This is a genomic window from Rhodococcus sp. NPDC059179, from assembly GCF_042754885.1.
Lineage (GTDB): Bacteria > Actinomycetota > Actinomycetes > Mycobacteriales > Mycobacteriaceae > Rhodococcus_G.
In genome coordinates this window covers 187,597-211,564 of the sequence record NZ_JBHZBV010000004.1, presented here as the reverse complement: position 1 = coordinate 211,564, position 23,968 = coordinate 187,597, and the positions used below count along the sequence as shown (strand labels likewise).

The 23,968-nt window shown below is 69.9% G+C and carries 22 protein-coding genes; 15 read left to right on the top strand and 7 right to left on the bottom strand.

Translation table 11 applies throughout. The features are described 5' to 3' along the window. Window positions 1-65 precede the first annotated feature (65 nt). Genes dnaJ through ACFXMV_RS11490 form a run of 3 tightly spaced genes read left to right on the top strand, consistent with a single transcriptional unit; the run spans window position 66 to window position 2,773 of the window. Complete coding sequence (gene dnaJ, locus ACFXMV_RS11500; protein WP_378498432.1) at window positions 66-1,217, top strand: molecular chaperone DnaJ; 1,152 nt, start codon at window positions 66-68, stop codon at window positions 1,215-1,217. A gap of 18 nt (window positions 1,218-1,235) precedes the next feature. Continuing rightward, a complete protein-coding gene (locus tag ACFXMV_RS11495) occupies window positions 1,236-1,997 on the top strand; it encodes a 16S rRNA (uracil(1498)-N(3))-methyltransferase (protein WP_378498431.1) in 762 nt (253 codons plus the stop codon). A gap of 2 nt (window positions 1,998-1,999) precedes the next feature. After that, window positions 2,000-2,773 carry an alpha/beta hydrolase family protein gene (locus ACFXMV_RS11490; protein WP_378498430.1) on the top strand — a complete coding sequence of 258 codons (774 nt, stop codon included), beginning with the start codon at window positions 2,000-2,002 and terminating at the stop codon, window positions 2,771-2,773. Between the two features lie 35 nt (window positions 2,774-2,808). On the opposite strand, the gene ACFXMV_RS11485 is transcribed toward ACFXMV_RS11490, so the two are convergent. After that, entirely contained in the window at window positions 2,809-6,114 is a 3,306-nt protein-coding gene (locus ACFXMV_RS11485; protein WP_378498429.1) for a protein kinase, read from the bottom strand. Between the two features lie 106 nt (window positions 6,115-6,220). Then, window positions 6,221-7,801 (bottom strand): MFS transporter, encoded by a 1,581-nt coding sequence (locus ACFXMV_RS11480; RefSeq protein WP_378498428.1) that lies wholly within the window; start codon window positions 7,799-7,801, stop codon window positions 6,221-6,223. A gap of 140 nt (window positions 7,802-7,941) precedes the next feature. Between ACFXMV_RS11480 and ACFXMV_RS11475 the strand changes: the two genes are divergently transcribed. From ACFXMV_RS11475 to era, 6 genes are all read left to right on the top strand, one after another. Then, the gene (locus ACFXMV_RS11475) at window positions 7,942-8,607 is read left to right on the top strand and encodes a TetR/AcrR family transcriptional regulator (RefSeq protein ID WP_378498427.1); all 666 of its coding nucleotides are present in this window, start codon (window positions 7,942-7,944) and stop codon (window positions 8,605-8,607) included. Window positions 8,608-8,821: 214 nt separating this feature from the next. Further along, window positions 8,822-9,823 carry a PhoH family protein gene (locus tag ACFXMV_RS11470; protein WP_378498442.1) on the top strand — a complete coding sequence of 334 codons (1,002 nt, stop codon included), beginning with the start codon at window positions 8,822-8,824 and terminating at the stop codon, window positions 9,821-9,823. 67 nt (window positions 9,824-9,890) lie between these two features. After that, on the top strand, window positions 9,891-10,433 hold the full coding sequence (gene ybeY, locus ACFXMV_RS11465; RefSeq protein ID WP_378498426.1) for an rRNA maturation RNase YbeY: 543 nt from the start codon (window positions 9,891-9,893) through the stop codon (window positions 10,431-10,433). 34 nt (window positions 10,434-10,467) lie between these two features. After that, entirely contained in the window at window positions 10,468-11,787 is a 1,320-nt protein-coding gene (locus ACFXMV_RS11460; protein ID WP_378503016.1) for a hemolysin family protein, read from the top strand. After that, the gene (locus ACFXMV_RS11455; protein WP_378502315.1) at window positions 11,780-12,190 is read left to right on the top strand and encodes a cytidine deaminase; all 411 of its coding nucleotides are present in this window, start codon (window positions 11,780-11,782) and stop codon (window positions 12,188-12,190) included. Before ACFXMV_RS11460 ends, ACFXMV_RS11455 begins: the two co-directional genes overlap by 8 nt. Next, on the top strand, window positions 12,180-13,100 hold the full coding sequence (era, locus tag ACFXMV_RS11450) for a GTPase Era (RefSeq protein WP_378503015.1): 921 nt from the start codon (window positions 12,180-12,182) through the stop codon (window positions 13,098-13,100). The genes ACFXMV_RS11455 and era overlap by 11 nt, the downstream gene beginning before the upstream one ends. A gap of 51 nt (window positions 13,101-13,151) precedes the next feature. Here the strand turns inward: era and ACFXMV_RS11445 are convergent, their stop codons facing one another. Continuing rightward, window positions 13,152-13,709 carry a TetR/AcrR family transcriptional regulator gene (locus ACFXMV_RS11445; RefSeq protein ID WP_378499228.1) on the bottom strand — a complete coding sequence of 186 codons (558 nt, stop codon included), beginning with the start codon at window positions 13,707-13,709 and terminating at the stop codon, window positions 13,152-13,154. A 3-nt stretch (window positions 13,710-13,712) separates the two neighbouring features. After that, window positions 13,713-15,188: an amidase gene (locus tag ACFXMV_RS11440; protein WP_378499229.1), complete on the bottom strand. Its 1,476-nt coding sequence runs from the start codon at window positions 15,186-15,188 to the stop codon at window positions 13,713-13,715. Between the two features lie 111 nt (window positions 15,189-15,299). On the opposite strand from ACFXMV_RS11440, the gene recO reads away from it, so the two are divergent. From recO to ACFXMV_RS11415, 5 genes are all read left to right on the top strand, one after another. Then, the gene (gene recO, locus ACFXMV_RS11435) at window positions 15,300-16,148 is read left to right on the top strand and encodes a DNA repair protein RecO (protein ID WP_378499230.1); all 849 of its coding nucleotides are present in this window, start codon (window positions 15,300-15,302) and stop codon (window positions 16,146-16,148) included. After that, complete coding sequence (locus ACFXMV_RS11430; protein ID WP_378503014.1) at window positions 16,105-16,911, top strand: isoprenyl transferase; 807 nt, start codon at window positions 16,105-16,107, stop codon at window positions 16,909-16,911. Before recO ends, ACFXMV_RS11430 begins: the two co-directional genes overlap by 44 nt. After that, window positions 16,911-17,312 carry a hypothetical protein gene (locus tag ACFXMV_RS11425; protein WP_378499232.1) on the top strand — a complete coding sequence of 134 codons (402 nt, stop codon included), beginning with the start codon at window positions 16,911-16,913 and terminating at the stop codon, window positions 17,310-17,312. Before ACFXMV_RS11430 ends, ACFXMV_RS11425 begins: the two co-directional genes overlap by 1 nt. A gap of 234 nt (window positions 17,313-17,546) precedes the next feature. Next, on the top strand, window positions 17,547-18,950 hold the full coding sequence (locus ACFXMV_RS11420; protein WP_378499233.1) for an aldehyde dehydrogenase family protein: 1,404 nt from the start codon (window positions 17,547-17,549) through the stop codon (window positions 18,948-18,950). Window positions 18,951-19,223: 273 nt separating this feature from the next. Continuing rightward, window positions 19,224-20,678, top strand: coding sequence for a glyceraldehyde-3-phosphate dehydrogenase (locus tag ACFXMV_RS11415; protein ID WP_378499234.1), 1,455 nt, complete (start codon window positions 19,224-19,226; stop codon window positions 20,676-20,678). Window positions 20,679-20,762: 84 nt separating this feature from the next. Here ACFXMV_RS11415 and ACFXMV_RS11410 read toward each other — a convergent pair whose 3' ends face one another. Together ACFXMV_RS11410 and ACFXMV_RS11405 are read right to left on the bottom strand one after the other, a co-directional pair. Further along, window positions 20,763-21,182, bottom strand: a complete 420-nt coding sequence (locus ACFXMV_RS11410; RefSeq protein ID WP_378499235.1) for a Fur family transcriptional regulator — start codon at window positions 21,180-21,182, stop codon at window positions 20,763-20,765. Next, window positions 21,179-21,553 (bottom strand): ArsR/SmtB family transcription factor, encoded by a 375-nt coding sequence (locus ACFXMV_RS11405; protein ID WP_378503013.1) that lies wholly within the window; start codon window positions 21,551-21,553, stop codon window positions 21,179-21,181. The genes ACFXMV_RS11410 and ACFXMV_RS11405 overlap by 4 nt, the downstream gene beginning before the upstream one ends. A 187-nt stretch (window positions 21,554-21,740) precedes the next feature. Between ACFXMV_RS11405 and ACFXMV_RS11400 the strand changes: the two genes are divergently transcribed. After that, entirely contained in the window at window positions 21,741-23,132 is a 1,392-nt protein-coding gene (locus ACFXMV_RS11400) for a glycine--tRNA ligase (protein ID WP_378503012.1), read from the top strand. Between the two features lie 62 nt (window positions 23,133-23,194). Here the strand turns inward: ACFXMV_RS11400 and ACFXMV_RS11395 are convergent, their stop codons facing one another. Then, window positions 23,195-23,935 (bottom strand): ABC transporter permease, encoded by a 741-nt coding sequence (locus ACFXMV_RS11395; RefSeq protein WP_378499238.1) that lies wholly within the window; start codon window positions 23,933-23,935, stop codon window positions 23,195-23,197. Window positions 23,936-23,968: the final 33 nt, after the last annotated feature.

Below are 23,968 nucleotides of genomic sequence, written 5' to 3'. Positions count from 1 at the left end.
ACGCCGCAAGCAGGACCTTTCATTGACAGCTGGATCTGATCGACAACGAGGACGAGAGACTTAACGTGGCACGGGATTACTACGGACTGCTGGGCGTCAGCACGAAGGCGACCGATCAGGAGATCAAGCGGGCGTACCGCAAGCTCGCCAGGGAGCTGCATCCGGATGTGAACCCCGACGAGGCGGCGCAGGCCCGCTTCAAGGACATCTCGACGGCCTACGAGGTGCTCTCCGATCCCGAGAAGCGCCGGATCGTCGACCTCGGCGGCGACCCGCTGTCGCAGGGCGGCGGTGGCGGCGCCGGATTCGGTGGCGCCGGCTTCGGCGGTGGCCTCGGCGACGTGTTCGAGGCGTTCTTCGGCGGTGGCGGCCAGACCAGCCGCGGACCGCGCGGCCGCGTGCAGGCGGGCGCGGATTCGCTGCTGCGGACCAAGCTGACGCTCGAGGAGTGCGCCACCGGCGTCACCAAGCACATCACCGTCGACACCGCGATCCTGTGCGACGTCTGCACCGGCGCGGGCACCAACGGCGACTCCAAGCCGGTGACCTGTGAGACCTGTCGCGGCGCAGGCGAGGTGCAGTCCGTTCAGCGCTCGTTCCTCGGCCAGGTGATGACCTCCCGTCCGTGCCCGACCTGCCGCGGCGCAGGCGAGACGATCCCGGATCCCTGCCACAAGTGTGGCGGCGACGGCCGGGTGCGGGCCCGCCGCGACATCGCGGTGAAGGTCCCGGTCGGCGTGAGCAGCGGGATGCGGATCCGGCTGGCCGCGCAGGGCGAGGTCGGCCCCGGCGGCGGCCACGCGGGCGACCTGTACGTCGAGATCATCGAGCAGCAGCACGACGTGTTCGTCCGCGACGGCGACGACCTGCACTGCACGGTCCGGGTCCCGATGGTCGACGCGGCGCTCGGCACCACCGTCACCGTGAACACCATCATCGACGGCCCGACGGAGATCACCATCCCTGCTGGCACGCAGCCGGGCAAGGTCGAGTCGGTGCGCGGGCACGGCATGCCGAAACTGCGTTCGGGTGTGCGGGGCGACCTGCACGCGCACCTGGAGGTCGTGGTGCCTTCGCGCCTCGACGGCAAGCAGACCGCCGCCCTGCGCGAGTTCAAGGACCTGCGCGAGAAGGACCAGGCCGAGGTCGTGACCACGGCGTCGCAGCACAACGGCGGGCTGTTCTCCCGGCTGCGCGACGCGTTCAGCGGTCGCTGACGGATCGGGCGAAAGATCATGGCCGCGACGGTGTTCTATCTGGACCCGCTGCCCGAGGTCGGCGCGGTCGCCGTGCTCGACGGCAAGGAGGGCAGGCACGCCGCCACCGTGCGCCGGATCCGGGTCGGGGAGCGGCTGGTGCTCTCCGACGGCCGCGGCGCCGTCGCGGACGCGGTGGTCGTCGAGGTCGGCAAGGACCGCCTGGACCTGGAGATCACCGCCCGCGACACCGTGCCCGCGGCCGCCCCGGCGGTGACCCTGGTGCAGGCGCTGCCGAAGGCGGAGCGCTCCGAGCTGGCGGTGGAGCTGGCGACCGAGGCAGGCGTCGATGCGATCGTGCCCTGGCAGTCCGCGCGATGCGTGGCCCGCTGGGAGGGGCCGAAGGCCGACAAGGGCGTGGCGAAGTGGCGCGCCGTGGCGGTGGCCGCGGCGAAACAGTCACGGCGAGCGCATATTCCGGAGGTTCTCGAGGTGCACCGCACGCCCGCGGTGGTCGAGCTGGTGTCGGGGGCGGCGGAAGGCGGCGGTGTCGTCGCGGTGCTGCACGAGTCGGCCACGACGGCGCTGGCGGAGCTGCCGCTGGCCACGGCCGCCCAGGTGCTGCTGGTGGTCGGGCCCGAGGGTGGCCTGGACGACGCGGAGGTCGACGCGCTCACCGCGGCGGGGGCGGTCGCGGTGCGACTGGGCCCGACGGTGCTGCGGACCTCCACGGCGGCCGCGGTGGCGCTCGGCGCGATCGGGGTGCTGACCGACCGCTGGTCCGCCCGGCCACTGCACTAGTCATGGGCCGTCAACGCGTCGACTACGGGCCGGAGCCGGCGCAGTTCGGGCACCTGTACCTGCCCACCGAGCCGGTCGCCGATCCGGTGCCGGTGGTGATGCTCATCCACGGCGGCTACTGGAGCGCCGACTTCCACCTGAACCTCGCGACCGCCCTCGCCATCGAACTGGCCCGGCTCGGGGTGGCGGCGTGGAACGTCGAGTACCGGCGGGTCGGCGCGGGCGGTGGCTGGGAACAGACCAGCGCCGACATCGAGTCCGCGCTGTCCGCCGTCGCGGACCTGCTGCCCGCACAGTCGCCGATCCCGCTCGACCTCGGCAACGTCCGCATCGTCGGTCACTCCGCGGGCGCCCAGCTGGCGTTGTGGGTTGCCGGACAACCGAATTCCCCGATTCGGCCCGAGCGGGTGGTCGCGCAGGCGGGCGCGATGGACCTGGCCGCCCGCGCGGCGGGCCGCACCGCTGGCGCCGCGTTGGAGGCGTTCTTCGGTGCCCGGTACGTCGATGCCCCGCAGCTCTACCGCGACGCCTCGCCCGTGTTCCGGGTCCCGATCGGTGTGCCGGTGGTCTGCATCCACGGCGCGCAGGACGTCCAGGTTCCCGTCGCCGCCAGCCGCGCGTACCGGGACGCCGCGGTGGCGGCAGGGGACACGGTGGCACTGTGGGAGGTGCCGGGCGAGGGGCACAACGACTTCCTGGCCCGCGGGTCCCGCAGCTGGGAGCTGACCCTGCGCGCCCTGCTCGACGACGACCCCTGGTCGGCGCCGGCGGGGTGACCTGGGAGGGGCTGGATGTCGATGACTACTGGTTTTCAGCGCTCGGTTCCCGCCTGTTCCACCACCCACGCGGCGATCTGCGCGCGCGAGGTGAATCCGAGTTTGGACAGCACGTGCTCCACATGGCCCTGCGCGGTGCGGGGCGAGATCACCAGGCGGGCCGCAATCGCCTTGTTGGTCAGACCCTCCGCGACCAGGTCGGCGACCTGCCTCTCCCGTTTCGTCAGTTTCGGTGATGGCCCGCCCTCGGGAGCCGGAGGTTCCGGGGCCCGCTCGCCGAGGGCGTACGCGACGGCGGCATCGAACCCCAGCCGCCCGCCCTCCCTGCGGGCCTCCTCGAATCCTCGCTTACCGAGGACGAAACGGCTCGTCCGCTCGCACTCCTCGTGGTGGACGCGCATGGCGGGAAACACGACGGCGTTGCTGTCGACCGAGCGCCCCAACTCCTCGGCGGCTCCCAGCATCACGGCGGCACGCCGGGCGTTCTGTTCGCCGGCAGCGATCCAGGCCAGCACCTCGAGGCTCGACGCGGTGGTGCGCCGGTTGTTCGCCTGCCGCGCCAGCCGCAACGACTGTTCGAGCGGCCCAACCGCCCCGTCTGCGTCGCCCTGCCGCCACACCGCAACGCCCATGGCCCACAGCGCATGCGACCGAAGCACGACTTCGCCGTGCTCCTTCGTGATGGCGAGCACCTGCTCGTAGTAATCCACTGCCCGTTCGGCCTCGCCGCGTAGTTCGTGGGCAAGTCCGAGCATGTTCAGCACGCCGGTGTGGAGGTGGCGGTCCTCCCCGGCGCCGAAGGTCTCGAGGGCGCTTTCCAAGCGCGAGCACGCGCGGGTCAGTTCACCGCTGAAGACCGCCTGGATGCCGTCGGCGTAGGCGACGAGGGCATGCACCATGGGGTCGGTCGACATTTCGGCGAGCGCGCGCCCCTCCTGCACGAGCGCGGCGCCTGCCTCGAGGTCACCTTGCACCTCGGCCAAAGCGCTGGCCGCGTACAGCGCCTTGACCCGGTCGACGCTCGGCCCCCCGGTCTGGGCGGCGAGGACGCGGGCGAGCCACCGGCGTCCCTCGCTGATCAGACCGTGGGAATTCCAGAACGGAAGCAGGGCGGTGGCGATCCGCAGACCCGTGTCCGGGCTGTCGGACACGCAGAACTCCAGCGCCTCCCGCAGATTCGGTTGTTCCCGCGCGAGCCGGGCGATCCAGTCCAGCTGCCGGGGACTGATCCAGTCGTCCTCTCCCGCGAGAACCAACCTCTCGTACCAGTCGCGGTGGCGCCGAACCATTTCCGGATACTCACCGCTCTGCTGCAGCTTCTCGCGGCCGTAGTCGCGCAGGGTCTCGAGCAGCCGGAACCGCACCGTCGTGCCGGATTCCTCCCGCATCAGCACCGACTTGTCCACCAGCGAGGCCACCGCATCGAGCAGCTCCTCCGGCTGCAGGCCGCTGCCGCAAATCTGTTCGGCGGCATCGAGACCGAAGCTGCCCTCGAACACCGCCAACCGCGCCCACACCAGTTGCTCCACCGGGGTGCACAGCTCGTGACTCCAGTCGATGCTCAATCGCAGGGTCTGCTGCCGGGACGGAGCCACCCGGCTGCCCCGGGTCAACAGCGAGAACCTGTCGGTGAGCCGGTCCAGGATCTGCTCCGGCGACAGCGCCTGCAACCGGGCCGCCGCCAGCTCGATCGGCAACGGCAACCCGTCCAGCCGTTGGCAGATCCGGGCGACCGCGGTCGTGTTCTCCTCGGTCAGCTCGAACCCCGGTACGGCGGTGGCGGCGCGGTCGGCGAACAACGTCACCGCGTCGTAACTGAGAATTCCCGACATCGGAGACTTCCGATCCGGAAGCGGCACGGCCAGCGAGGGTACCCGCAGCACCGACTCCCCGGCGATCCCGAGAGGCTCGCGGCTGGTGGCGAGAATCCGCAGCCCCGGGCAGGCCCGCAGCAGCGTTTCGGCGAGGTCTGCCACGGCGTCGACCACCTGCTCGCAGTTGTCCAACACCAGCAACAGCTCCCGGTCCGCCACGAACTCCACGAGCACCTCACGCAGCGGCCGCACCGAGTGATTTCTCAGCCCCAGCGCGGCGGCCACGACATCGGTCAGCAGCGACCCGTCGGACAGTTCACCCAACTCCACCAGCCACACCCCGTGACCGAAGGCGCCTCGCACGTTCTCGGCCACCCGCAGGGCAAGGCGCGTCTTACCGACACCACCGATCCCGGTCAGCGTCACCAGATGTGAGACGGACAGCGACGCCTTGGCGTCGCTGAGTTCGCTGCGGCGACCGACGAAGCTGGTCAGTTCGACCGGAAGATTTCCCGTGCCGTCCCGCACGGCATGCGGGGCGGGTGAGTACTGAACGATCGCCGCACGCTCAGCGGAATCGAAGACCGTGTGTGTGGGGATCGGCTCTCGCGGCGGTGCGCCCGGTTCAGCTTGCAGTGCCATCTCGTCGACCAGGAAATTGTTGCCGAGTTGGATCCGGCGCAGTTCGTCACCGAGCTCCAGAGCCGATGGCCGATCCTGTGGGTTCGCGGCCATCGCCCGTCCGATCGCCGCGGAGAAATCGTCGTCGATGCCGTGCTCACGCAGGTCCGGTACCGGTTGGGTGGTGATCCGCAGGAACTGGGCCACCACCTGCTCCCCGCTTCGCCGCTCGAAGGCCGCATGCCCGGTCGCGGCGCTGAACAGGGTCGCACCGAGCCCGTAGACGTCGGACGCACGGCTCGGCGGATCCCCCCGGAGCACCTCAGGGGCCGTGAATGCAGGCGACCCGGTCACGGTCCCGGCACGGGTCTCGAATCCGCCGGAGATGTGCGCGATACCGAAGTCGCTCAACACCGGCTCGCCGTAGTCGGTGAGGAGAATGTTCGCGGGCTTGATATCGCGATGCACAATCCCGAGCCGGTGCGCGGTCTCCACCGCACCGGCCAACTTCACCCCCAGCCTCAGCGACTCATCCAACGGAAGCGGACCGTGCAGACGGACCCGCGCCTCCAGCGAACCCTGCCGGATGTACTGCATCGCAATGTACGGCCGACCGCCCTCGGTGGCACCGACCTGCAGCACATTGACGATGTTCGGGTGCCCGCTCAGTCGGCCCATCGCCCGCTGTTCCCGGAGAAACCGCACCCGGTTGACCTCGTCCAGCTCGGCGGTGAGCACCTTCACCGCCACCATCCGGTCCAGCTCGGCCTGGACGCACCGGTAGACGACGCCGAAGCCGCCCCGCCCGATCTCCTCGGCATCCTCGAACCCGGCCGCGCCGAGCTCCGCGGCGACCGTCGGGACAACATGGCGCTGCGTCACAAGCGGATCAACATCTCGGGCCATCGGCAACCAGCGATCCGAATCATCCGATCCACGGCGCCGGGACGATCGGCGCCGCGCATACCTCACCTCAGACAGTGCCCCCAGGATACCGCCGCCATCCGCGCTGTCAGTCGGTCGATCGGCCCGGCAGGATCACCGCCACCACCACCGCGCCGATCGCGAGGGCGATCCCGCCCGCCAGGCTCGCGCTCACGATCGCGTCGGCGAACGAGGTCGAGGATGCCTGGAGGAGCGGGCCTGCGTACGAGGCCGACAGCGGATTGCCCGCCAGCTCCTGCGCCACGAGCGACGCGCCGCCGACCGATTCTCGCGAGACCTCCATCGCGTATTCGGCCTGCGCGGCGAGGTCCCCGCCGAGTTGAGGGAGCGGAGCGCCGTCGATGAAGCCCGCGATGGAGTCCTTGTAGCTCGCGGCCAGGATGGATCCGAGGATGGCGATGCCCAGCGATCCGCCCAGTTCGATTGCCGTGTCGTTGAGTCCGCCCGCGGCGCCGAGGTCGCTGTCGGGGAAGCTGCCCATGATCGCGTCGGTGGCGGGCGGCTCGCTCAGGCCGATGCCGACGCCGAGCAGCACCAGCGGGACGAGGAAGTCGAGGTAGCCCGAGCCGCCGTCGACCCGGATCAGCAGCAGCACGCCCGCCGCGGCGAGAACCATGCCGGCGACGATCGCGTTGCGGACGCCGATGCGCGGGGTGATCCGGCCGCTGAGGATCGCGCCCGCCGACACCGCCGCGGCGAGGGGCAGCAGCCGGACGCCGGTTTCGAGCGGGCCGTACCCGAGCACGAACTGGAACTCCTGCGCGATGAAGTAGATCGCTCCGAACGCGGAGAGGAACAGCAGCAGCACCGCGAGGGTCGAGCCGCCGACGGTGCGTTCGCTGAGCTTGCGGACGTCGAGCAGCGGCTGCGGGTGTCGCAGCTCCCAGGCGACGAACGCCGCGAGGCCGAGCGCTGCGACGGCGGCGCCTACGAGCGGGCCCGCGCCCCAACCGAAGTGGAAGCCGTTGATGATCGCGTAGACGAGCGCGCCGATCGCGACCACCGACAGCAGTCCGCCGATCCAGTCGATCCGGGCCATACCCTCCGCGCGGGACGGCGGCACGAGGAGCAGCGCGGCGACGGCCGCGACGGCGGCGATGGGGACGTTGATCAGGAAGGTCGCGCTCCAGGAGTGGCTCTCGAGGATCCACCCCGCGAGCAGCGGTCCGAGCGCGATGGCCAGCCCGGAGGTGGCCGCCCAGGCGGCGATCGCGCGGGAACGCTCCGACTTGGGGAAGGTCGCGACGAGCAGCGACAGCGTCGCGGGCATGATGATCGCCGCGCCGACGCCCATGATCATCCGGGCGGCGATCACCGCGGTCGTGGAGTCCGCGAGGCTGCCGAACACCGCGCCGCCGCCGAACACCAGCAGGCCGGTCAGCAGCGCGCCGCGGCGGCTGTACTTGTCGCCGATCACGCCGCACAGCAGCATCAGCGCCGCGTAGGGCACGGTGTAGCCGTCGATCACCCACTGCAGCTGCGCGCTGGTCAGGCCGAGGTCCCGGGTCATGTCCGGCGCCGCCACGATCAGCGCGGTGTTCGCCATCACCACGATCAGCAGGCTCAGGCACAGCACGCCGAGCGCGGCCCAGCGCCAGCGGTAGGGCTGCTCCATGCGGCTGACCGGTTTGGTCGCGAGGGTTGTCATCGTCGGCGCTCCGTTTCGGCGTCAGTCCGGTCCGAGGACCAGCTTGTCTGCACAACACTGTGCAAGTTAATAGCTTGCACAGTGCTGTGCAACTATGCTTGACGCAGATCACAGTGGGCCGGTTGAGAGGTGGATGCGGGGTGGCGGAGCCGGTCAGGCGTCGGCGCAGCGAGACGCGGGCCAATCGCGCGCGCATCATCGACGCCGCGATCGGCGCTTTCGCCGCCGATCCGGACGCGAGCATGGACGACGTCGCCCGCGCGGCGGGAGTGGTCCGCCGCACGGTGTACGCGCACTTCCCCAGCCGGGAGGCGCTCGTCGAGGGCATCGTGGACGAGGCCTCGGCCGCCATCGTCGCGTCGTTCGGTGGGGGTGGACCGCAGCCGGACCGTCCGGACGTCGCGGTCGCCGTCCTTGCCCTCCTGACCTGGCCGATCGGCGATCGATTCCGGATGCTGCTCACCTTCGCCCGCAAGGAACTCGGCGAGCAGCGAATCCTCGACCTGATGGAACCGGCGCGGGCGCCCTGCATCGCGATCATCGAGCGGGGGCAGCGAGACGGGACGTTCTCGTCGTATCTGCCCGCCGCGTCGCTGGTTGCGATGACAGAGGCGATGACCGTCACAATGCTGGATCAGGCCAACAAGGGGGCGATCAACGATTCCGGGGAGTCGATGGCGATCGCCTCCCTCGCGCTGGTCGGGGTCGTGCCCGACCGTGCGGCGGCGGTGGTCGACGACGCGTGGGCCTGGATCCGCGACACCGCGAACGCGCAGGCGCCCGGGCCCGCGCCTGACCGGCGGTAATCGTGTGGGCGGCGCGAACGACCCGCGATAGACTTCGAGGTATCAGGGCGGTGCGTCCGTCGGGACCGGGAACAGGAAAGCAGGCCATAGCTACCACGTGAGTGCAGACAGCGACATGGGCGATCAGTCGGACGACGCAGGGGGACGCGCTTCGCGCGCAGGGGCGAAGGCCAACAGCCAGGACCGCCCGGCGCAGCGCACGGTGCGGTCGAGCATGGAGGTCTCACCCGACGCGGTACTCCCACTGCTCGGTTCCTCGGATCAGAACCTCAAGGAACTCGAACGCGCCCTCGATGCCGACATTCACGTCCGCGGCAACGCGATCACCCTCACCGGCAAGGCCGCCGACGTGGCGCTGGCCGAGCGGGTGATCGGTGAGCTGATCGCCGTCGTCGGCGGCGGCAACACCCTGACCCCCGACGCCGTGCGGCGCAGCGTCGCGATGCTCACCGAGGGTGTCGCCGAATCGCCCGCCGAGGTGCTCAGCCTCGACATCCTGTCCCGGCGCGGCAAGACCATCCGGCCGAAGACGGTCAACCAGAAGCGCTACGTCGACGCGATCGACGCGAACACCATCGTTTTCGGAATCGGTCCCGCGGGCACCGGCAAGACCTACCTCGCCATGGCCAAGGCCGTGCAGGCGCTGCAGAGCAAGAACGTCAGCCGGATCATCCTGACCCGCCCCGCGGTCGAGGCGGGGGAGCGGCTCGGCTTCCTGCCAGGCACCCTGCACGAGAAGATCGACCCGTACCTGCGGCCCCTGCACGACGCGCTGCACGACATGATGGACCCCGAGGCGATCCCAAAACTGATGCAGGCCGGGGTAATTGAGGTCGCGCCGCTGGCATACATGCGGGGCCGGACACTCAACGATGCGTTCATCATCCTCGACGAGGCGCAGAACACCACCGCCGAGCAGATGAAGATGTTCCTGACCCGACTCGGGTTCGGGTCCAAGATCGTGGTGACCGGCGACGTGACCCAGGTGGACCTGCCCGGCGGCGCCCGGTCCGGGCTGCGCGCGGCCTCGGAGATCCTGACCGACATCGACGACATCCACTTTGCGGAGCTCACGAGTGCGGACGTGGTGCGGCACCGCCTGGTCTCCGACATCGTCGACGCCTACGAGCGATTCGAGACCGAGCGGATCGACGAGGTCAAGCTCGGCAACCGCTCGCAGCGGCGGTCCGCGCAGGCCCGCTCCACGCGGCGCTGACGGTGCCTGCCAGCTTTGACCACACCGCCCAACCCCGCAGTCCGCGGTCCCGAGGAGAACGACTGTCATGAGCATTGAGGTATCCAACGAGTCCGGGATCGACGTCTCCGAGGCGGAGTTGATCGCCGTCGCCCGGTTCGTCATCGGCCGGATGGACGTACACCCCGCGGCCGAGCTGTCGATGGTGCTCGTCGACCTCGACACGATGGCCGACCTGCACATGCGGTGGATGGACCTGCCCGGTCCGACCGACGTGATGTCCTTCCCGATGGACGAGCTCGAGCCCGGTGGGCGTCCCGACGCGCCCGAGCCGGGACCGGCGATGCTCGGCGACATCGTGCTCTGCCCGGCGTTCGCCGCCGACCAGGCCGCCAAGGCCGGCCATTCCACCGCGCACGAGTTGGCGCTGCTCACCGTGCACGGTGTCCTGCACCTGCTCGGCTACGACCATGCCGAGCCGGAGGAGGAGAAGGAGATGTTCGCGCTGCAGAACAGCCTGCTCGCCGACTGGTACGAGGACCTGCGCCTGGCCGAGCGGGAGGCGGAGTTGGCCGCCCGTGACCGCAGGCTGCTGGGCAAGACCGGGTTCGTCGACGGCCCCGAACTGTGAGTCGGAGCGTAGAACTCTCGATCGGCGCAGCGCAGTGAGCGATGAGCTGGTCCAGATCCTGCTGGCCGCCGTCCTGGTGCCGCTCGGCGGGCTGTTCGCCGCCATCGACTCCGCGCTCAACACGATCTCGCCCGCGCGGGTCGAGGACATGGCCAAGGACTCGCGGCCGGGTGCGCAGCGCCTGCTCGCGGTCGTGGCCGATCGGCCCCGCTACATCAATCTCATGGTGTTGCTGCGGATCCTGGCCGAGATCACCGCCACCGTGCTGCTCGCCGCCGCACTGCTGGACCTGCTCGAGCGGAGCTGGGCGCTGGTGATCACCGCCGTCGTCATGGTGCTCCTCGACTACGTGGCGATCGGGGTGGGACCGCGCACCATCGGCCGCCAGCACGCCTACTCGATCATGCTCGCCGCGGCGCTGCCGCTGCAGGTGATCGGCGTCGTGTTCTCGCCGATCAGCCGACTGCTCATCCTGATCGGCAACGCGCTCACGCCCGGCCGGGGTTTCCGCAACGGGCCGTTCGCCTCCGAGATCGAGCTGCGCGAGCTGGTCGACATGGCGCAGGAGCGCGGCGTGGTGGCCGACGAGGAGCGCCGGATGATCCAGTCGGTGTTCGAGCTCGGGGACACCCCCGCCCGCGAGGTGATGGTCCCGCGCACCGAGATGGTGTGGATCGAGGCCACCAAGTCGGCGGGGCAGGCCACCTCGCTGGCCGTGCGCAGCGGGCACTCCCGGATCCCGGTGATCGGCGAGAACGTCGACGACGTGCTCGGCGTCGTGTACCTCAAGGACCTGGTCCAGAAGACCTATCACGACGTCGACGGCGGCCGCGGCGTCACCGTCGCCGAGGTGATGCGTCCGCCGGTGTTCGTGCCGGACTCCAAGCCGCTCGACAGCCTGCTCGCGGAGATGCAGCGGGACCGCAACCACATGGCGCTCCTGGTCGACGAGTACGGCGGCATCGCCGGGCTCGTGACCATCGAGGACGTGATCGAGGAGATCGTCGGCGAGATCGCCGACGAGTACGACGTCGGCGAGATCGCACCGGTGGAGGTTCTCGGCGACGGCCGGTACCGGCTCTCCGCCCGCCTGCCGATCGAGGATCTCGCCGAACTGTTCGACGTCGAGATCGACAACGACGAGGTGGAGACGGTCGGCGGGCTGCTCGGATACGGGCTCGGCAGGGTGCCGCTGCCCGGCTCGGAGGTCGCCGCCGCCGGACTGCGGCTGCGCGCCGAGGGCGGCAGTGACGTCCGTGGCCGGGTCCGGATCAGTACTGTTCTTGCCTGGAGGACGCCCGAACCGGACGCCGAAGCGGTCGATGACGAGGGAGACGAGGGCCGACGTGACTGAGCATCTCGACGAGGAGGACGCCAAGCTGGTGGTCCTCGCCCGCGGCGCGATGGGCCGCACCGGCGGTGCGCAGGGCGCCGCGGTCCGGGACCTCGACGGTCGCACCTATGCCGCAGGCCCGGTCTCCCTCGAGGCGCTGAATCTGACCGCGCTGCAGGCCGCGATCGCCGCCGCGCTCTCGAGCGGGGCGGAGGGCTTCGAGGCCGCCGCGGTGGTGGGCGACCTGCCCGGCACCGCCGCCGAGATCGTCACCGCCGTCCGCGACAGCGAGCCAGGCGTGCTCGCCCTCACCGAGGTGAGCGCGTCCGCCAAACTCATCGCCGCCCGAGCCGACGGCTCGGACCCGTACGTCATGGGCTCGGAGCCCTACCGCCCCACTTCTGGAGATGCCCATGAGCACTGATACCGAATTCCGTTCCGGCTTCGTCTGTTTCGTCGGACGCCCGAACACCGGCAAGTCGACGCTGACCAACGCGCTGGTCGGCACCAAGATCGCGATCACCTCGTCGCGGCCGCAGACCACCCGGCACACCATCCGCGGCATCGTGCACCGCCCGCACGCCCAGCTGATCCTGGTGGACACCCCCGGCCTGCACCGTCCCCGGACGCTGCTCGGCCAGCGGCTGAACGACCTTGTGCGCGACACCTATTCGGAGGTCGACGTGATCGGCCTGTGCATTCCGGCGGACGAGAAGATCGGCCCCGGCGACCGCTGGATCCTCGAGCAGGTCCGTCAGATGGCGCCCAAGACCAAGCTGATCGGCATCGTCACCAAGATCGACAAGGTGAGCCGGGAGAAGGTCGCCGAGCAGCTGGTGGCGCTGTCGAAGGTGCTCGGCCCCGAGACCGACGTGATCCCGGTGTCCGCGGCGTCGGGGGAGCAGGTCGAGATGCTGGTCGACCTGCTGGCCAAGTCGATGGACGAGGGTCCGGCGTTCTACCCGGACGGCGAGATCACCGACGAGCCGGAGGAGACGCTGATGGCGGAGCTCATCCGGGAGGCCGCGCTCGAGGGCCTCGGCGACGAGTTGCCGCACTCGCTGGCCGTGGTGATCGAGGAGGTCATCGAGCGGGAGGGGCGCACCGAGAAGCAGGGCGAGATGCTCGACGTGCACGCGCTGCTCTACGTGGAGCGCCCCAGCCAGAAGGGCATCGTGATCGGCAAGGGCGGCGCCCGGCTGCGCGAGGTCGGCACCAAGGCCCGCACCCAGATCGAGAAGCTGCTCGGTACCCGGATCTTCCTGGAACTGCACGTGAAGGTCGCCAAGGACTGGCAGCGCGACCCGAAGCAGTTGGGTCGGCTCGGCTTCTAGGCGGCTTCGCCGCCCGTGCGCGGAAAAGGGGTCCAGGGACCCGCTATCCACTCACGGGCGCGCAGCGCCCACCAGTCGGAGGATGGCGGTCGAAACATCCTGGGCCGCGCCGGTGGCCAGACGGCGCAACTGCAGGCCGGCGATGGTCGCGACCAGCGTCGGCGCGACCGCGTCGGCATTCGGCACGCCGAGCGCCTCGAGGATCGTGACGGTGAGCGTGTCGTAGGCGGCGAAGCACTCGGCGGCCGCCTCGCGCAGGTCGGGGTCGCGGCCGGCCTGGATGTACAGCTCGAACGGCGCCATCCGCTCGGCGTCGAACGCGAGGTCCCTGACCACCTGCTCGGTCAGCGTCGCGGCGTCCTGCACGCTCAATCCCTTGTCCCGGTACTGCTCGGCCAGGTCGGTCAGCCGGGCGGTCTCCTCCGTGACGAACCCGAGCAGTGCGTCACGGAGCAGGTCGGTCTGGCTGGGGAAGTGGTAGGTGATCGATCCGAGCGACACCTCGGCCTGCGCCGCGATCCGGCGATTGGTCACCGCCGCGATCCCGTCGCTGCCGATGATGTGCAGCACGGCGGCGAGGATCCGCTCACGAACCGGGGTGTCGCTCACCTGTCACCACCACCGTTCGGGACGTTCACGGTCCCAACGTAGTTCACGTTCGAGTTGCGCCGCGAGCGAGACCAGCATCGGCTCGGAGTTGTCGTGGCCCATCAGCTGCACGCCGCGCGGCAATCCGTCCGAGGTGAACCCGGCGGGCACGTTGACGCTCGGCCAGCCGAGCACGTTCCACGGCCAGGTGTACGGGCAGGCCGCGGTGATCACCTTGTCGGTCTCGAAGTGCCCGGTGCGGTCGATCGCGTCGACGCCGGGCGGCGGGGTGGCCGTGGTGGGGGCGAGGATGACGTCGAAGTCGTTGAAGATGGCGCCGATCCGCCTGCGCATGCGCGGCTCGGCGGCGCGGGACGCGCGCAACGGCAGGCCCCCCAGTAGCCTGCCGGTGCGCGCGTTGGAGAGGGTGCGCGGGTCGAGGAGTGAGGGGTCGGGCGTCCGGGTGCGCCACTGCTCCAGCCCGGCCATCGAGCGCGGCATGAAGTTCAGGCCCAACAGGATTCCGTAGGCGGGGTCGGCGATGACCACCTCGTGGCCGAGCCTGCGCAGGGTGTGCGCGGTGGCCCCGATCGCGTCCTTGATCTCGGGGTGCAGCGTCCGGGGCGTCGCCGTGTAGGGGATCTTCAGGGACAACGCGATCCGCAGCCTGCCCGGCTCACGGTCGACGGCGTCGCGCACGGTCACCGGCGGCGGCTGGTGCAGGTCGCCGTCGTGGCTGCCGGAGACGAGGTCGAGCAGCAGCGCGGCGTCCGCGACGGTGCGGGCCAGCGGGCCGATCACGGTGATGCCGTTGAACGCCTCCGGGTCCGGCCAGGTGGAGATCCGGCCGCGCTGCGGCTTGATGCCGACCAGGTTGGTCCAGGATGCGGGGATCCGGACCGAGCCGGCGCCGTCCGAGCCGAGCGCGGCGGGGACCAGCCCGGCCGCGACCGCGGCGGCGCTGCCGCCCGAGGATCCGCCGGGTGTCCGGTCGCGTGCCCACGGGTTCCTGGTGTGCCCGAAACTGCCTCCGGTGAAGGGCCATTGGCCCAGCTCCGGGCTGTTCGTCTTGCCCACGATGATCGCGCCGGCCGCGCGTAGCCTTCGCACCACCTCGGAATCGGCTGTCTTGGCGGGGAATTCGCCCGGGCAGCCGAACGCGGTCGGCTCCCCGGTGACGTCCACGTCGTCCTTGACCGCGATCGGGACACCGAGCAGGGGGAGACGTTCGCCAGCCGCGAGCCGACGGTCCGCGTCGGCGGCCTCCGCGAGCGCGGCCTCCCGGCGCACCACCCGGAAGGCGTTCAGACCCGGCTGGCTCGCGTCGATCGCGTCGAGGCTGCGGCGCACCAGGTCGACGGCGGTGGCGGTGCCCGCGCTGAGCGCCCGCACGGTGTCCTCCAACCCCAACTCCTCGCGGTGCCGAGCCCCGGACCCGGAGGCCCGTGACCCGGGAACCCGCTCGGTCGTCACGCCGTCGTTCTCGATGTCGGTCGTCACCGCTCCACCCCTCCCCTGTTCGTTCGAACGAACAGTAGCAGTGGGGGGAGGTCGAGGGCGGAGTTTTCGCGCAGGCAGGGCTTTGTCCCCGCACCGTGGGACACTGTCCCGGTGAGGTTGTATCGGGACCATGCGGTGGTGTTGCGCCAGCACAAGCTGGGTGAGGCCGACCGCATCGTCACCCTGCTGACCCGCCAGCACGGACTGGTGCGGGCCGTGGCCAAGGGTGTGCGCCGGACCAAGTCGAAATTCGGGGCCCGCCTCGAGCCCTTCGCGCACATCGATGTGCAGCTCTACCCCGGCCGCAACCTCGACATCGTCACGCAGGTGCAGACCCTGGACGCTTTCGCCGGGGACATCGTCGACGACTACGGCCGGTACACCACCGCCTGCGCGGTGCTCGAGACAGCCGAACGGCTCGCCGGCGAGGAGCGCGCCCCGGCGCTGCGGCTGCATCAGCTCACCGTCGGCGCGCTGCGCGCGGTGGGGGAGCAGGCCAGACCGCCCGAGCTGATCCTCGACGCCTTCCTGTTGCGGGCCATGGGTTTCGCAGGCTGGGCACCCGCGCTGGAGGAGTGCGCGCGGTGCGCCGCCCCCGGCCCGCACCGGGCCTTCCACGTGGCGGCAGGCGGGGCCGTGTGCGTGCACTGCCGTCCGCCGGGCTCGGCGACCCCGTCTCCGGGGGTGCTCGACCTGATGGACGCGCTCGCGCGCGGCGAGTGGGCGCACACCGAGACGGCGACGGCCACGGTCCGGGGGCAGGCCAGCGGTCTGGTCGCCGCGCACCTGCAGTGGCACCTCGAGCGTCAACTGCGCACCCTGCCGCTGATCGAGCGGTCCCGGCCGCACGCCGCGATCGAGCCGGAGGCCGCCGATTCGCGGGCGGTGGCAGGTTCGACCCGTCCGGTCGGGCAGGATGGAGACCGTGATTCGACGACGCGAACCGCAAGCTCCGCCTAGCCGCGCGATCCGGCCCCCGAGCCAGCACCCATCAGGCGCCAGGGCGCCGATCCTGCAGTCCGAGCTGATCCCGCGGCACGTCGCGCTGGTGATGGACGGCAACGGTCGCTGGGCGCAGGAACGCGGACTGCCGCGCACCGCGGGCCACGAGCGCGGCGAGGCGGTGTTGATGGACACCCTCGAGGGCTGCATCGAGATCGGCGTGAAGTGGCTCTCGGCGTATGCGTTCTCCACCGAGAACTGGAAGCGCAGTCCCGAGGAGGTGAAGTTCCTGATGGGCTTCAACCGGGACGTGATCCGGCGTCGGCGCGACGAGATGCACGAGATGGGTGTGCGGGTGCGCTGGGCGGGGCGGCGACCCAGGCTGTGGGCCAGCGTCATCAAGGAACTCGAGGTCGCCGAGGAGCTGACCAAGCACAACACCACGATGACCCTGACCATGTGCGTGAACTACGGCGGTCGCGCCGAGATCGCCGATGCCGCACGGGAGATCGCGCGTCGGGTGGCGGCGGGAGAGCTGAATCCGGAGAAGGTGACGGAGGCGACCGTCGCCAAGTACCTCGATGAACCCGACATGCCGGACGTGGACCTGTTCCTGCGCCCCTCGGGTGAGCAGCGGACGTCGAACTTCCTGATCTGGCAGTCCGCGTACGCCGAGATGGTGTTCCAGGAGAAGCTGTTTCCCGATTTCGACCGCCGCGACCTGTGGGCCGCGTGCGTCGAGTATGCGTCGCGGGACCGAAGGTTCGGGGGAGTGAAGTAGTGAGCGCGGGGACCGCACAGCTGCTGCAGGACCGCGCCCGCGACGCGCTGGCACACTTCGTCGAGGTGCGCGAATCCGACGACGGCTCATTGGGTTTCGAGTATGCGGGCGCCCTGTGCTCGCTGCGCGCGGTGAATCTGTCACCGGGCCTGGACGTGTTGTCGGTGACGGCGGTGCTGGCGTGGGACCGCCCGATCAAACCCGCGCTGCACAAGAAGGTCGCCGAGAAGAACTCGATGATGCAGTTCGGGTCGATCACGGTGATCACCCGCGGCAAGCTGGCCGACGTGATCCTGCGCTACACCTTCCCGGCCGCCGGGCTGGGCGACGAGGCGCTGACCACCATGCTGTTGTTGGTGCTCTCGGGTGCCGACCAGGGTCGGCAGGGGTTGCTGCCTTAGGGCGTGTCTCCTAATCCCTCTCGGATGCACCTGGCGAGACAATCGTCGTCCGGCAAGACGGAGGAGGAGCCGATACCGCTGTTGTATCGGTGACGACGACAACGCCGCAGGGCGGCGATTGGACGTCAGGGGCGCCGAAATGGGGATTGGGAGACATGCCCTAGGTGGCTGCGCGGCGCGCATTGCCCGTCGTATGGTTGATCGAGATCCCACAGCCGAACCGAGGTGGCCGTGATGGGAATCGGGCAGGACACGGACGCAGCCGAGACGACGGTGGAGGTCGCCGCGATCATCGCGGACCTGCGGCGGGTGTACGCGACGGGCCGGACTCGGGGCGCGGACTGGCGCATCGCGCAACTCGAGGGCATCGAGCGTCTCGTGATCGAGCGGGAGGACGAGTTCGCTCAGGCGCTGGCCACCGACCTCGGGTGCAGCGCCTTCGAGTCGTGGATGTTGGCCGTCACCTCCCCCCGCGCGGAGGCCGCCTACGCGCGGGCTCGGGTGCGCAGGTGGATGCGCCGTCGCCTCCGCCCGCTGTCGCCGAGCATGATGCCCGCGCTCGGCTGGATCCAGTACGAGCCGCTCGGTGTGGTCTTGATCGTCGGGCCGTGGAACGGACCGGTGAATCTGGTGCTGAACCCCTTGGTCGCGGCGGTGGCGGCGGGCAACTGTGCGGTGGTCAAGCCGTCCGAGCTGACCCCGGCGACGTCGCGACTGTTGGCGCGGTTGATCCCCGAATACCTCGACCCCGGCGCGGTCGCGGTGGTCGAAGGGGACGGCACTGTCACTCAGGATGCGCTTGCTCAGGGCGTCGACCACTGCTTCTTCACCGGCGGCACCGAGATCGGACGGAAGGTGATGGCGGCCGCCGCACCGCATCTCACCCCGGTGACTCTGGAACTGGGCGGGAAGAGTCCGGTGATCGTCACCGCTGACGCGGATCTGGACGTGACGGCCCGCCGGATCGTCTGGGCGAAGCTGCTCAACTCGGGGCAGGTGTGCATCGCGCCCGACTACGTCCTGGCGGAGAGGTCCGTGCGCGACGACCTGGTCGCACGGCTGGTCGGGGCGGTCGGGGAGTTCCGTGCCGACGCGCCGGTGCGCGGCCTGAGGGTCATCGACGAACGCCACTTCGACCGATTGGCCACCGGTCTCGCGTCGACCCGAGCGACCGTCGCGGTCGGTGGCGGCACGGACCGTGCGAGCCTGACGATCGAGCCCACCGTGCTCGTGGACCCCGAGGTCGGCGAGCCGCTGATGACCGAGGAGATCTTCGGTCCGATCCTGCCCGTGCTGGCGGTGGATTCGCTGGACGAGGCGATCGCGTTCGTCACCGCGCGGCCGAAGCCGCTCGCCGCGTACCTGTTCACCCGATCGGGCGAGGCGAGACGCCGGGTGCTCGCCGAGGTCAGCGCAGGCGGCATCGTCGTGAACCACCTGACGTACCACTACGCGGCCCCACAGCTGCCGTTTGGCGGGGTCGGTGCCAGTGGGATGGGTCAGTACACCGGAAAGTGGGGATTCGAGGCGCTCAGTCACCGCAAGGCGGTGCTGGTCAAGCCCTTCAAGCCGGATCCCCGGTTCGCCTACCCGCCGTACTCCGACCGGGCCATCGCGCTCATGCGCCGACTGTTCTAGGGTGCGCCGGGGTTGAGGCGACCTTCACCGGCCTACGGCCATGCCCGTGAGATCGCCAGGTCCTCGTTGCACCGGACGGTTTCGACGACCGTCGTGTCGCCCGGGGAAGGCGCTTCCATATGCTTGATCCGCGCACGTCGTTTTCCGTGCCGGTCGGGACCTGGTTCTCAGTGATCCACAGCTGTACTGGCAGAATGACGCGCGTCCCAGTCAGCCCGGTATCCAACCCGCGGACACACAGTATGGGCCTCACGAAGGCCGCAGAGGAGCGCAGTGAGCACAGCGGAACTGACCCAGTGGAACTCCGAGGAGGCACTGGCGGAGGCGATGATCCCGATCATCGGCGGCCTGCACCGCAAGCACTCGGTGACCATTCTGCTTCACAGCCGCTCGCTGGTGAACAAGTCGGTCATCAGCATCCTGCGCACCCATCGCTTCGCCCGGCAGATCCGCGGCGATGAGCTGTCCGTCGAGGAGACGTTCCCCTTCCTCGAGGCACTGACGGAGCTCAACCTGCGTCCGTCGAAGATCGACCTCGGCCTGCTCGTGACGGCCTACCGCGCCGCAGGCGCCGGAGCGTCGATCCCGGAGTTCGTCGCGCAGAGCCTCGCCGACCTCGTCGGCGGCGCGGAGACCAGCCCGGCGAAGCCGCAGGACGTGGTTCTCTACGGCTTCGGGCGTATCGGTCGACTGGTGGCTCGGCTGCTCATCGAGAAGGCGGGTTCGGGTAACGGCCTCAACCTGCGGGCCGTGGTGGTCCGCAAGGGCGGCGACGACGACCTGGTCAAGCGTGCCTCGCTGCTGCGTCGCGACTCCGTCCACGGGCAGTTCAACGGCACGATCAAGGTCGATGCGGAGAACAGCGCCCTGATCGCCAACGGCAACGTCATCAAGTTCATCTACAGCAACGACCCGACGACCGTCGACTACACCGAGTACGGCATCGACAACGCCATCCTGATCGACAACACCGGAATCTGGCGCGACCGCGACGGACTGTCGAAGCACCTGCGCCCGGGTGTGGCGAAGGTGGTGCTCACCGCGCCCGGCAAGGGCGACGTCCCGAACATCGTGCACGGCGTCAACCACCGCAGCGTCGACCTGGACGAGAACATCGTGTCCTGCGCGTCCTGCACCACCAACGCCATCGTCCCGCCGCTGAAGACGATGGACGACGAGTTCGGCGTGTCGCGGGGTCACGTCGAGACGGTGCACTCGTTCACCAACGACCAGAACCTGCTGGACAACTACCACAAGGCCGACCGCCGTGGTCGCTCGGCGCCGACCAACCTCGTGCTCACCGAGACCGGTGCCGCCTCGGCCGTCGCGAAGGCGCTGCCCGACCTGAAGGCCAAGATCACCGGCAACTCGATCCGCGTCCCCACTCCGGATGTGTCCATCGCGATCCTGCACCTGCAGCTGAACCGTGAGACCACGAAGGAAGAGGTGCTCGAGCGGCTCCGGCAGGAGTCGCTCACGGGCGCGCTGAGCCGGAACCTCGACTACACGGCCGCAACCGACGCGGTGTCGAGCGACTTCATCGGCTCGCGTGCGGCGAGCATCGTCGACGCGAACGCGACGATCGTCGAGGGCGACACCGCCATCCTGTACGTCTGGTACGACAACGAGTTCGGCTACTCCTGCCAGGTTGTGCGCACCGTCCAGTACCTGTCGGGCGTGGAGTACCCCATCTATCCCGCGCTCGACGTCGCCGTCACGGCTAGCTGAGCCGCACGACGTTCTGCCGGTAGCGATCTGGATCGCTGAGAACCAGATCGCTACCGGCACACTCAGGCCGGCGCACGCGATCGGCTACGAGGAGCAGGTGCGGCAGGTGCCGAAGATCTCGACGGTGTGACTGACGTCGGTGAAGCCGTTCTCGTCGGCGATGGACTGCGACCACTGCTCGACCGTCGGGCCCTCGACCTCGACGGTGAACCCGCACGACCGGCACACCAGGTGGTGGTGGTGACCCGACGAGCAGCGGCGGTACACCGACTCGCCGGTGTCGGTGCGCAGGACGTCGACGGTGCCGGCCTCGGCCAGGGTCTGCAGCGTCCGGTAGACCGTCGTCAGGCCGATACCCTCGCCGCGCTTGCGCAGCTCGTCGTGCAGATCCTGCGCGGAGCGGAACTCGTCGATCTCGTCGAGCAGCGCCGAGATCGCGCTGCGCTGCTTGGTGGCTCGCACGCCGACTACGACGGGGCTGCGCCTGTCGTTCTTTTCGGTCAAGGTCTCGGTCCTTCCTCGGCGTGGGCGACGGCGTCGATCACGATGTGGGCGAGGTGGTCGTCGACGAGGCGGTAGAACACCTCGCGGCCATTGCGTTCGCCGCGCACGACGCCCGCCGACTTGAGTACTCGCAGGTGCTGGCTGATCAGCGGCTGGGTGACGCCGAGCGCCTCGACCAGCTCGTGCACGCAGCGCTCCGCATCGCGCAGCTGCAGCACGATGGCGATCCGCACCGGTGCGGCCAGCGCGCGCAGGATGTCGCCCGCCGCGCTCAGGGTGTCCTTGCCAGGCAGGGCCGCGGGCGGCGCGCCGCCGGACGGATCGTGCTCGGTGGTGTCGCCGTGGAGATCGTCGGCATCGCTGATGCTCACTCGTCGCCCACCCTCCGCGTCGGACCCGGCCCACCGGGCGCCCTTATTGCAAATCGATTCCATTTTGATATGCATGGATGCGCATGTCAAACGGGAGATTTCGGTCGGCCCGACGGGGCAGATAGGCTGGGGCCCAGAAAACCGCACGTGACCGCAGCATCTATTACCCAGATGGAGAGCTCCCCAAGTGGCACCCAAGTCCATGATCGAGACCGTCGCCAACCTCGCCAAGCGCAGGGGGCTCGTCTATCCCTGCGGTGAGATCTACGGCGGGACCAAGTCTGCCTGGGACTACGGCCCGCTCGGCGTCGAGCTCAAGGAGAACATCAAGAAGCAGTGGTGGCGCAACATCGTCACCAGCCGCGACGACGTCGTCGGCCTCGATTCCTCGGTGATCCTGCCGCGCGAGGTGTGGGTCGCGTCCGGTCACGTCGGGGTGTTCAACGACCCGCTCGTCGAGTGCCTGACCTGCCACAAGCGGCACCGCCAGGACCACCTGCAGGAGGCCTACGCGGAGAAGAAGGGCCAGGGCAACCCTGACGACGTGTCGATGGACATCATCGTGTGCCCCGACTGTGGCACCGTCGGCCAGTGGACCGAGCCGCGCGACTTCAACATGATGCTCAAGACGCACCTCGGGCCGATCGAGACCGAGGAGGGGCTGCACTACCTGCGCCCCGAGACCGCACAGGGCATCTTCGTCAACTTCGCCAACGTGCTCACCACCTCGCGCAAGAAGCCGCCGTTCGGCATCGCCCAGATCGGCAAGAGCTTCCGCAACGAGATCACCCCCGGCAACTTCATCTTCCGCACCCGCGAGTTCGAGCAGATGGAGATGGAGTTCTTCGTCAAGCCGGGCGAGGACGAGCAGTGGCACCAGTACTGGATCGACACCCGGCTCGCCTGGTACACCGACCTCGGCATCGACCCGGAGAACCTGCGGCTGTACGAGCACCCGGCCGACAAGCTCTCGCACTACTCGACCCGCACCGTCGACATCGAGTACCGCTTCCGGTTCCAGGGCAGCGAGTGGGGTGAGCTCGAGGGCGTCGCCAACCGCACCGACTTCGACCTCAAGACCCACTCGGAGCACTCGGGCACCGACCTGAACTACTTCGACCAGGCCAGCGGCGAGCGGTACACCCCGTACGTCATCGAGCCGGCAGCGGGCCTGACCCGCTCGCTGATGGCCTTCCTGGTCGACGCGTACTCCGAGGACGAGGCGCCGAACGCGAAGGGCGGCGTCGACAAGCGCACCGTGCTGCGGCTGGACCGTCGGCTGGCCCCGGTCAAGGCCGCGGTGCTCCCGCTCAGCCGCAACGCCGACCTCACCCCGAAGGCCAAGGATCTCGCGGCGCTGCTGCGCAAGAACTGGAACGTCGAGTTCGACGACGCGGGCGCCATCGGCCGCCGCTACCGTCGCCAGGACGAGATCGGCACCCCGTTCTGCATCACCGTCGACTTCGACACCCTCGAGGACCAGGCCGTGACGATCCGTGAGCGCGACACCATGGAGCAGGAGCGGGTCTCGCTCGACAAGGTCGAGGGCTACCTGGCCCAGCGCCTCCTGGGCGCCTAAGCGGCTCCGCCGCCCGTGCGCGGTTGACGGGTCCCTGGACCCGTCAACCGCGCACAGGCGCGTCAGCGCACGACGCGGGCGCGGGCGACGAGTTCCATCGTCACCGCCACCGCACAGGTCTGCGCCAGCAGCAGCCCGACGAGCACCAGGATCTGCACCGCACCCGCCTGCGCGGCGGACCCGGTGGCGAGCAGCACCCCGACGAAGGCGCCGGGAAGCGTCACCAGGCCCACCGTCCGGGTCTGATCGAGGCCGGGCAGAAGCGCGTCGGAGGCCGCCGTGCAAATCACCTCCATCCGGGCGTCCCGCAGGCTCAGCCCGAGGCTGAGGGCCGCCTCGACCTCGCCGAATCGCTGGTCGATGGCGTCGAGCGCCCGCTTGGCGGCCAGCGCGGTGGCGGTCATCGCGCCGCCGAGCACGATGCCCCCGATCGGGATCAGCGCGACCCCTTCGATCGGGACCACCCCGCTGATCAGCATCGGCGGCAGCGTCGCGGCGATTCCCCCGGCCAGAGCGATGCCCAGCCACGCACCGGAACGGCCGGCGTCCGCGCGACGGGCGGCGGTGACCGACGCCGCGACATACATCAGGAGCAGGATCGCGGCCGCCGACCACAGGTGGCGCAGTGCGGCAGCCAGCACGATCGAGACGGCGGCCAGCTGCAGCGCGCCGCGAAGCGCCGCGCCGGGCACCGTCAGCGGATGGTCAAGTGCCGCAACCCGGTACACCACCGCGGCGATCGCGGCCATCGCCATGCAGACGACCGCCAGCGCCAGACCGGGCTGCGCCAGCGCGGAGCTCACGGCCCGCCTCCGGCACTCGGCTCGCGCATCGGT

Bases quoted from the DNA above. Each gene is read 5' to 3' on its own strand.
- ACFXMV_RS11495 (WP_378498431.1), top strand. From the start codon at position 1,236: ATGGCCGCGACGGTGTTCTATCTGGACCCGCTGCCCGAGGTCGGCGCG.
- ACFXMV_RS11430 (WP_378503014.1), top strand. From the start codon at position 16,105: ATGGAGACCGTGATTCGACGACGCGAACCGCAAGCTCCGCCTAGCCGC.
- ACFXMV_RS11480 (WP_378498428.1), bottom strand. From the start codon at position 7,801: ATGACAACCCTCGCGACCAAACCGGTCAGCCGCATGGAGCAGCCCTAC.
- era (WP_378503015.1), top strand. From the start codon at position 12,180: ATGAGCACTGATACCGAATTCCGTTCCGGCTTCGTCTGTTTCGTCGGA.
- ACFXMV_RS11420 (WP_378499233.1), top strand. From the start codon at position 17,547: ATGGGAATCGGGCAGGACACGGACGCAGCCGAGACGACGGTGGAGGTC.
- ybeY (WP_378498426.1), top strand. From the start codon at position 9,891: ATGAGCATTGAGGTATCCAACGAGTCCGGGATCGACGTCTCCGAGGCG.
- ACFXMV_RS11470 (WP_378498442.1), top strand. From the start codon at position 8,822: ATGGAGGTCTCACCCGACGCGGTACTCCCACTGCTCGGTTCCTCGGAT.
- ACFXMV_RS11485 (WP_378498429.1), bottom strand. From the start codon at position 6,114: ATGGCCCGAGATGTTGATCCGCTTGTGACGCAGCGCCATGTTGTCCCG.
- ACFXMV_RS11490 (WP_378498430.1), top strand. From the start codon at position 2,000: ATGGGCCGTCAACGCGTCGACTACGGGCCGGAGCCGGCGCAGTTCGGG.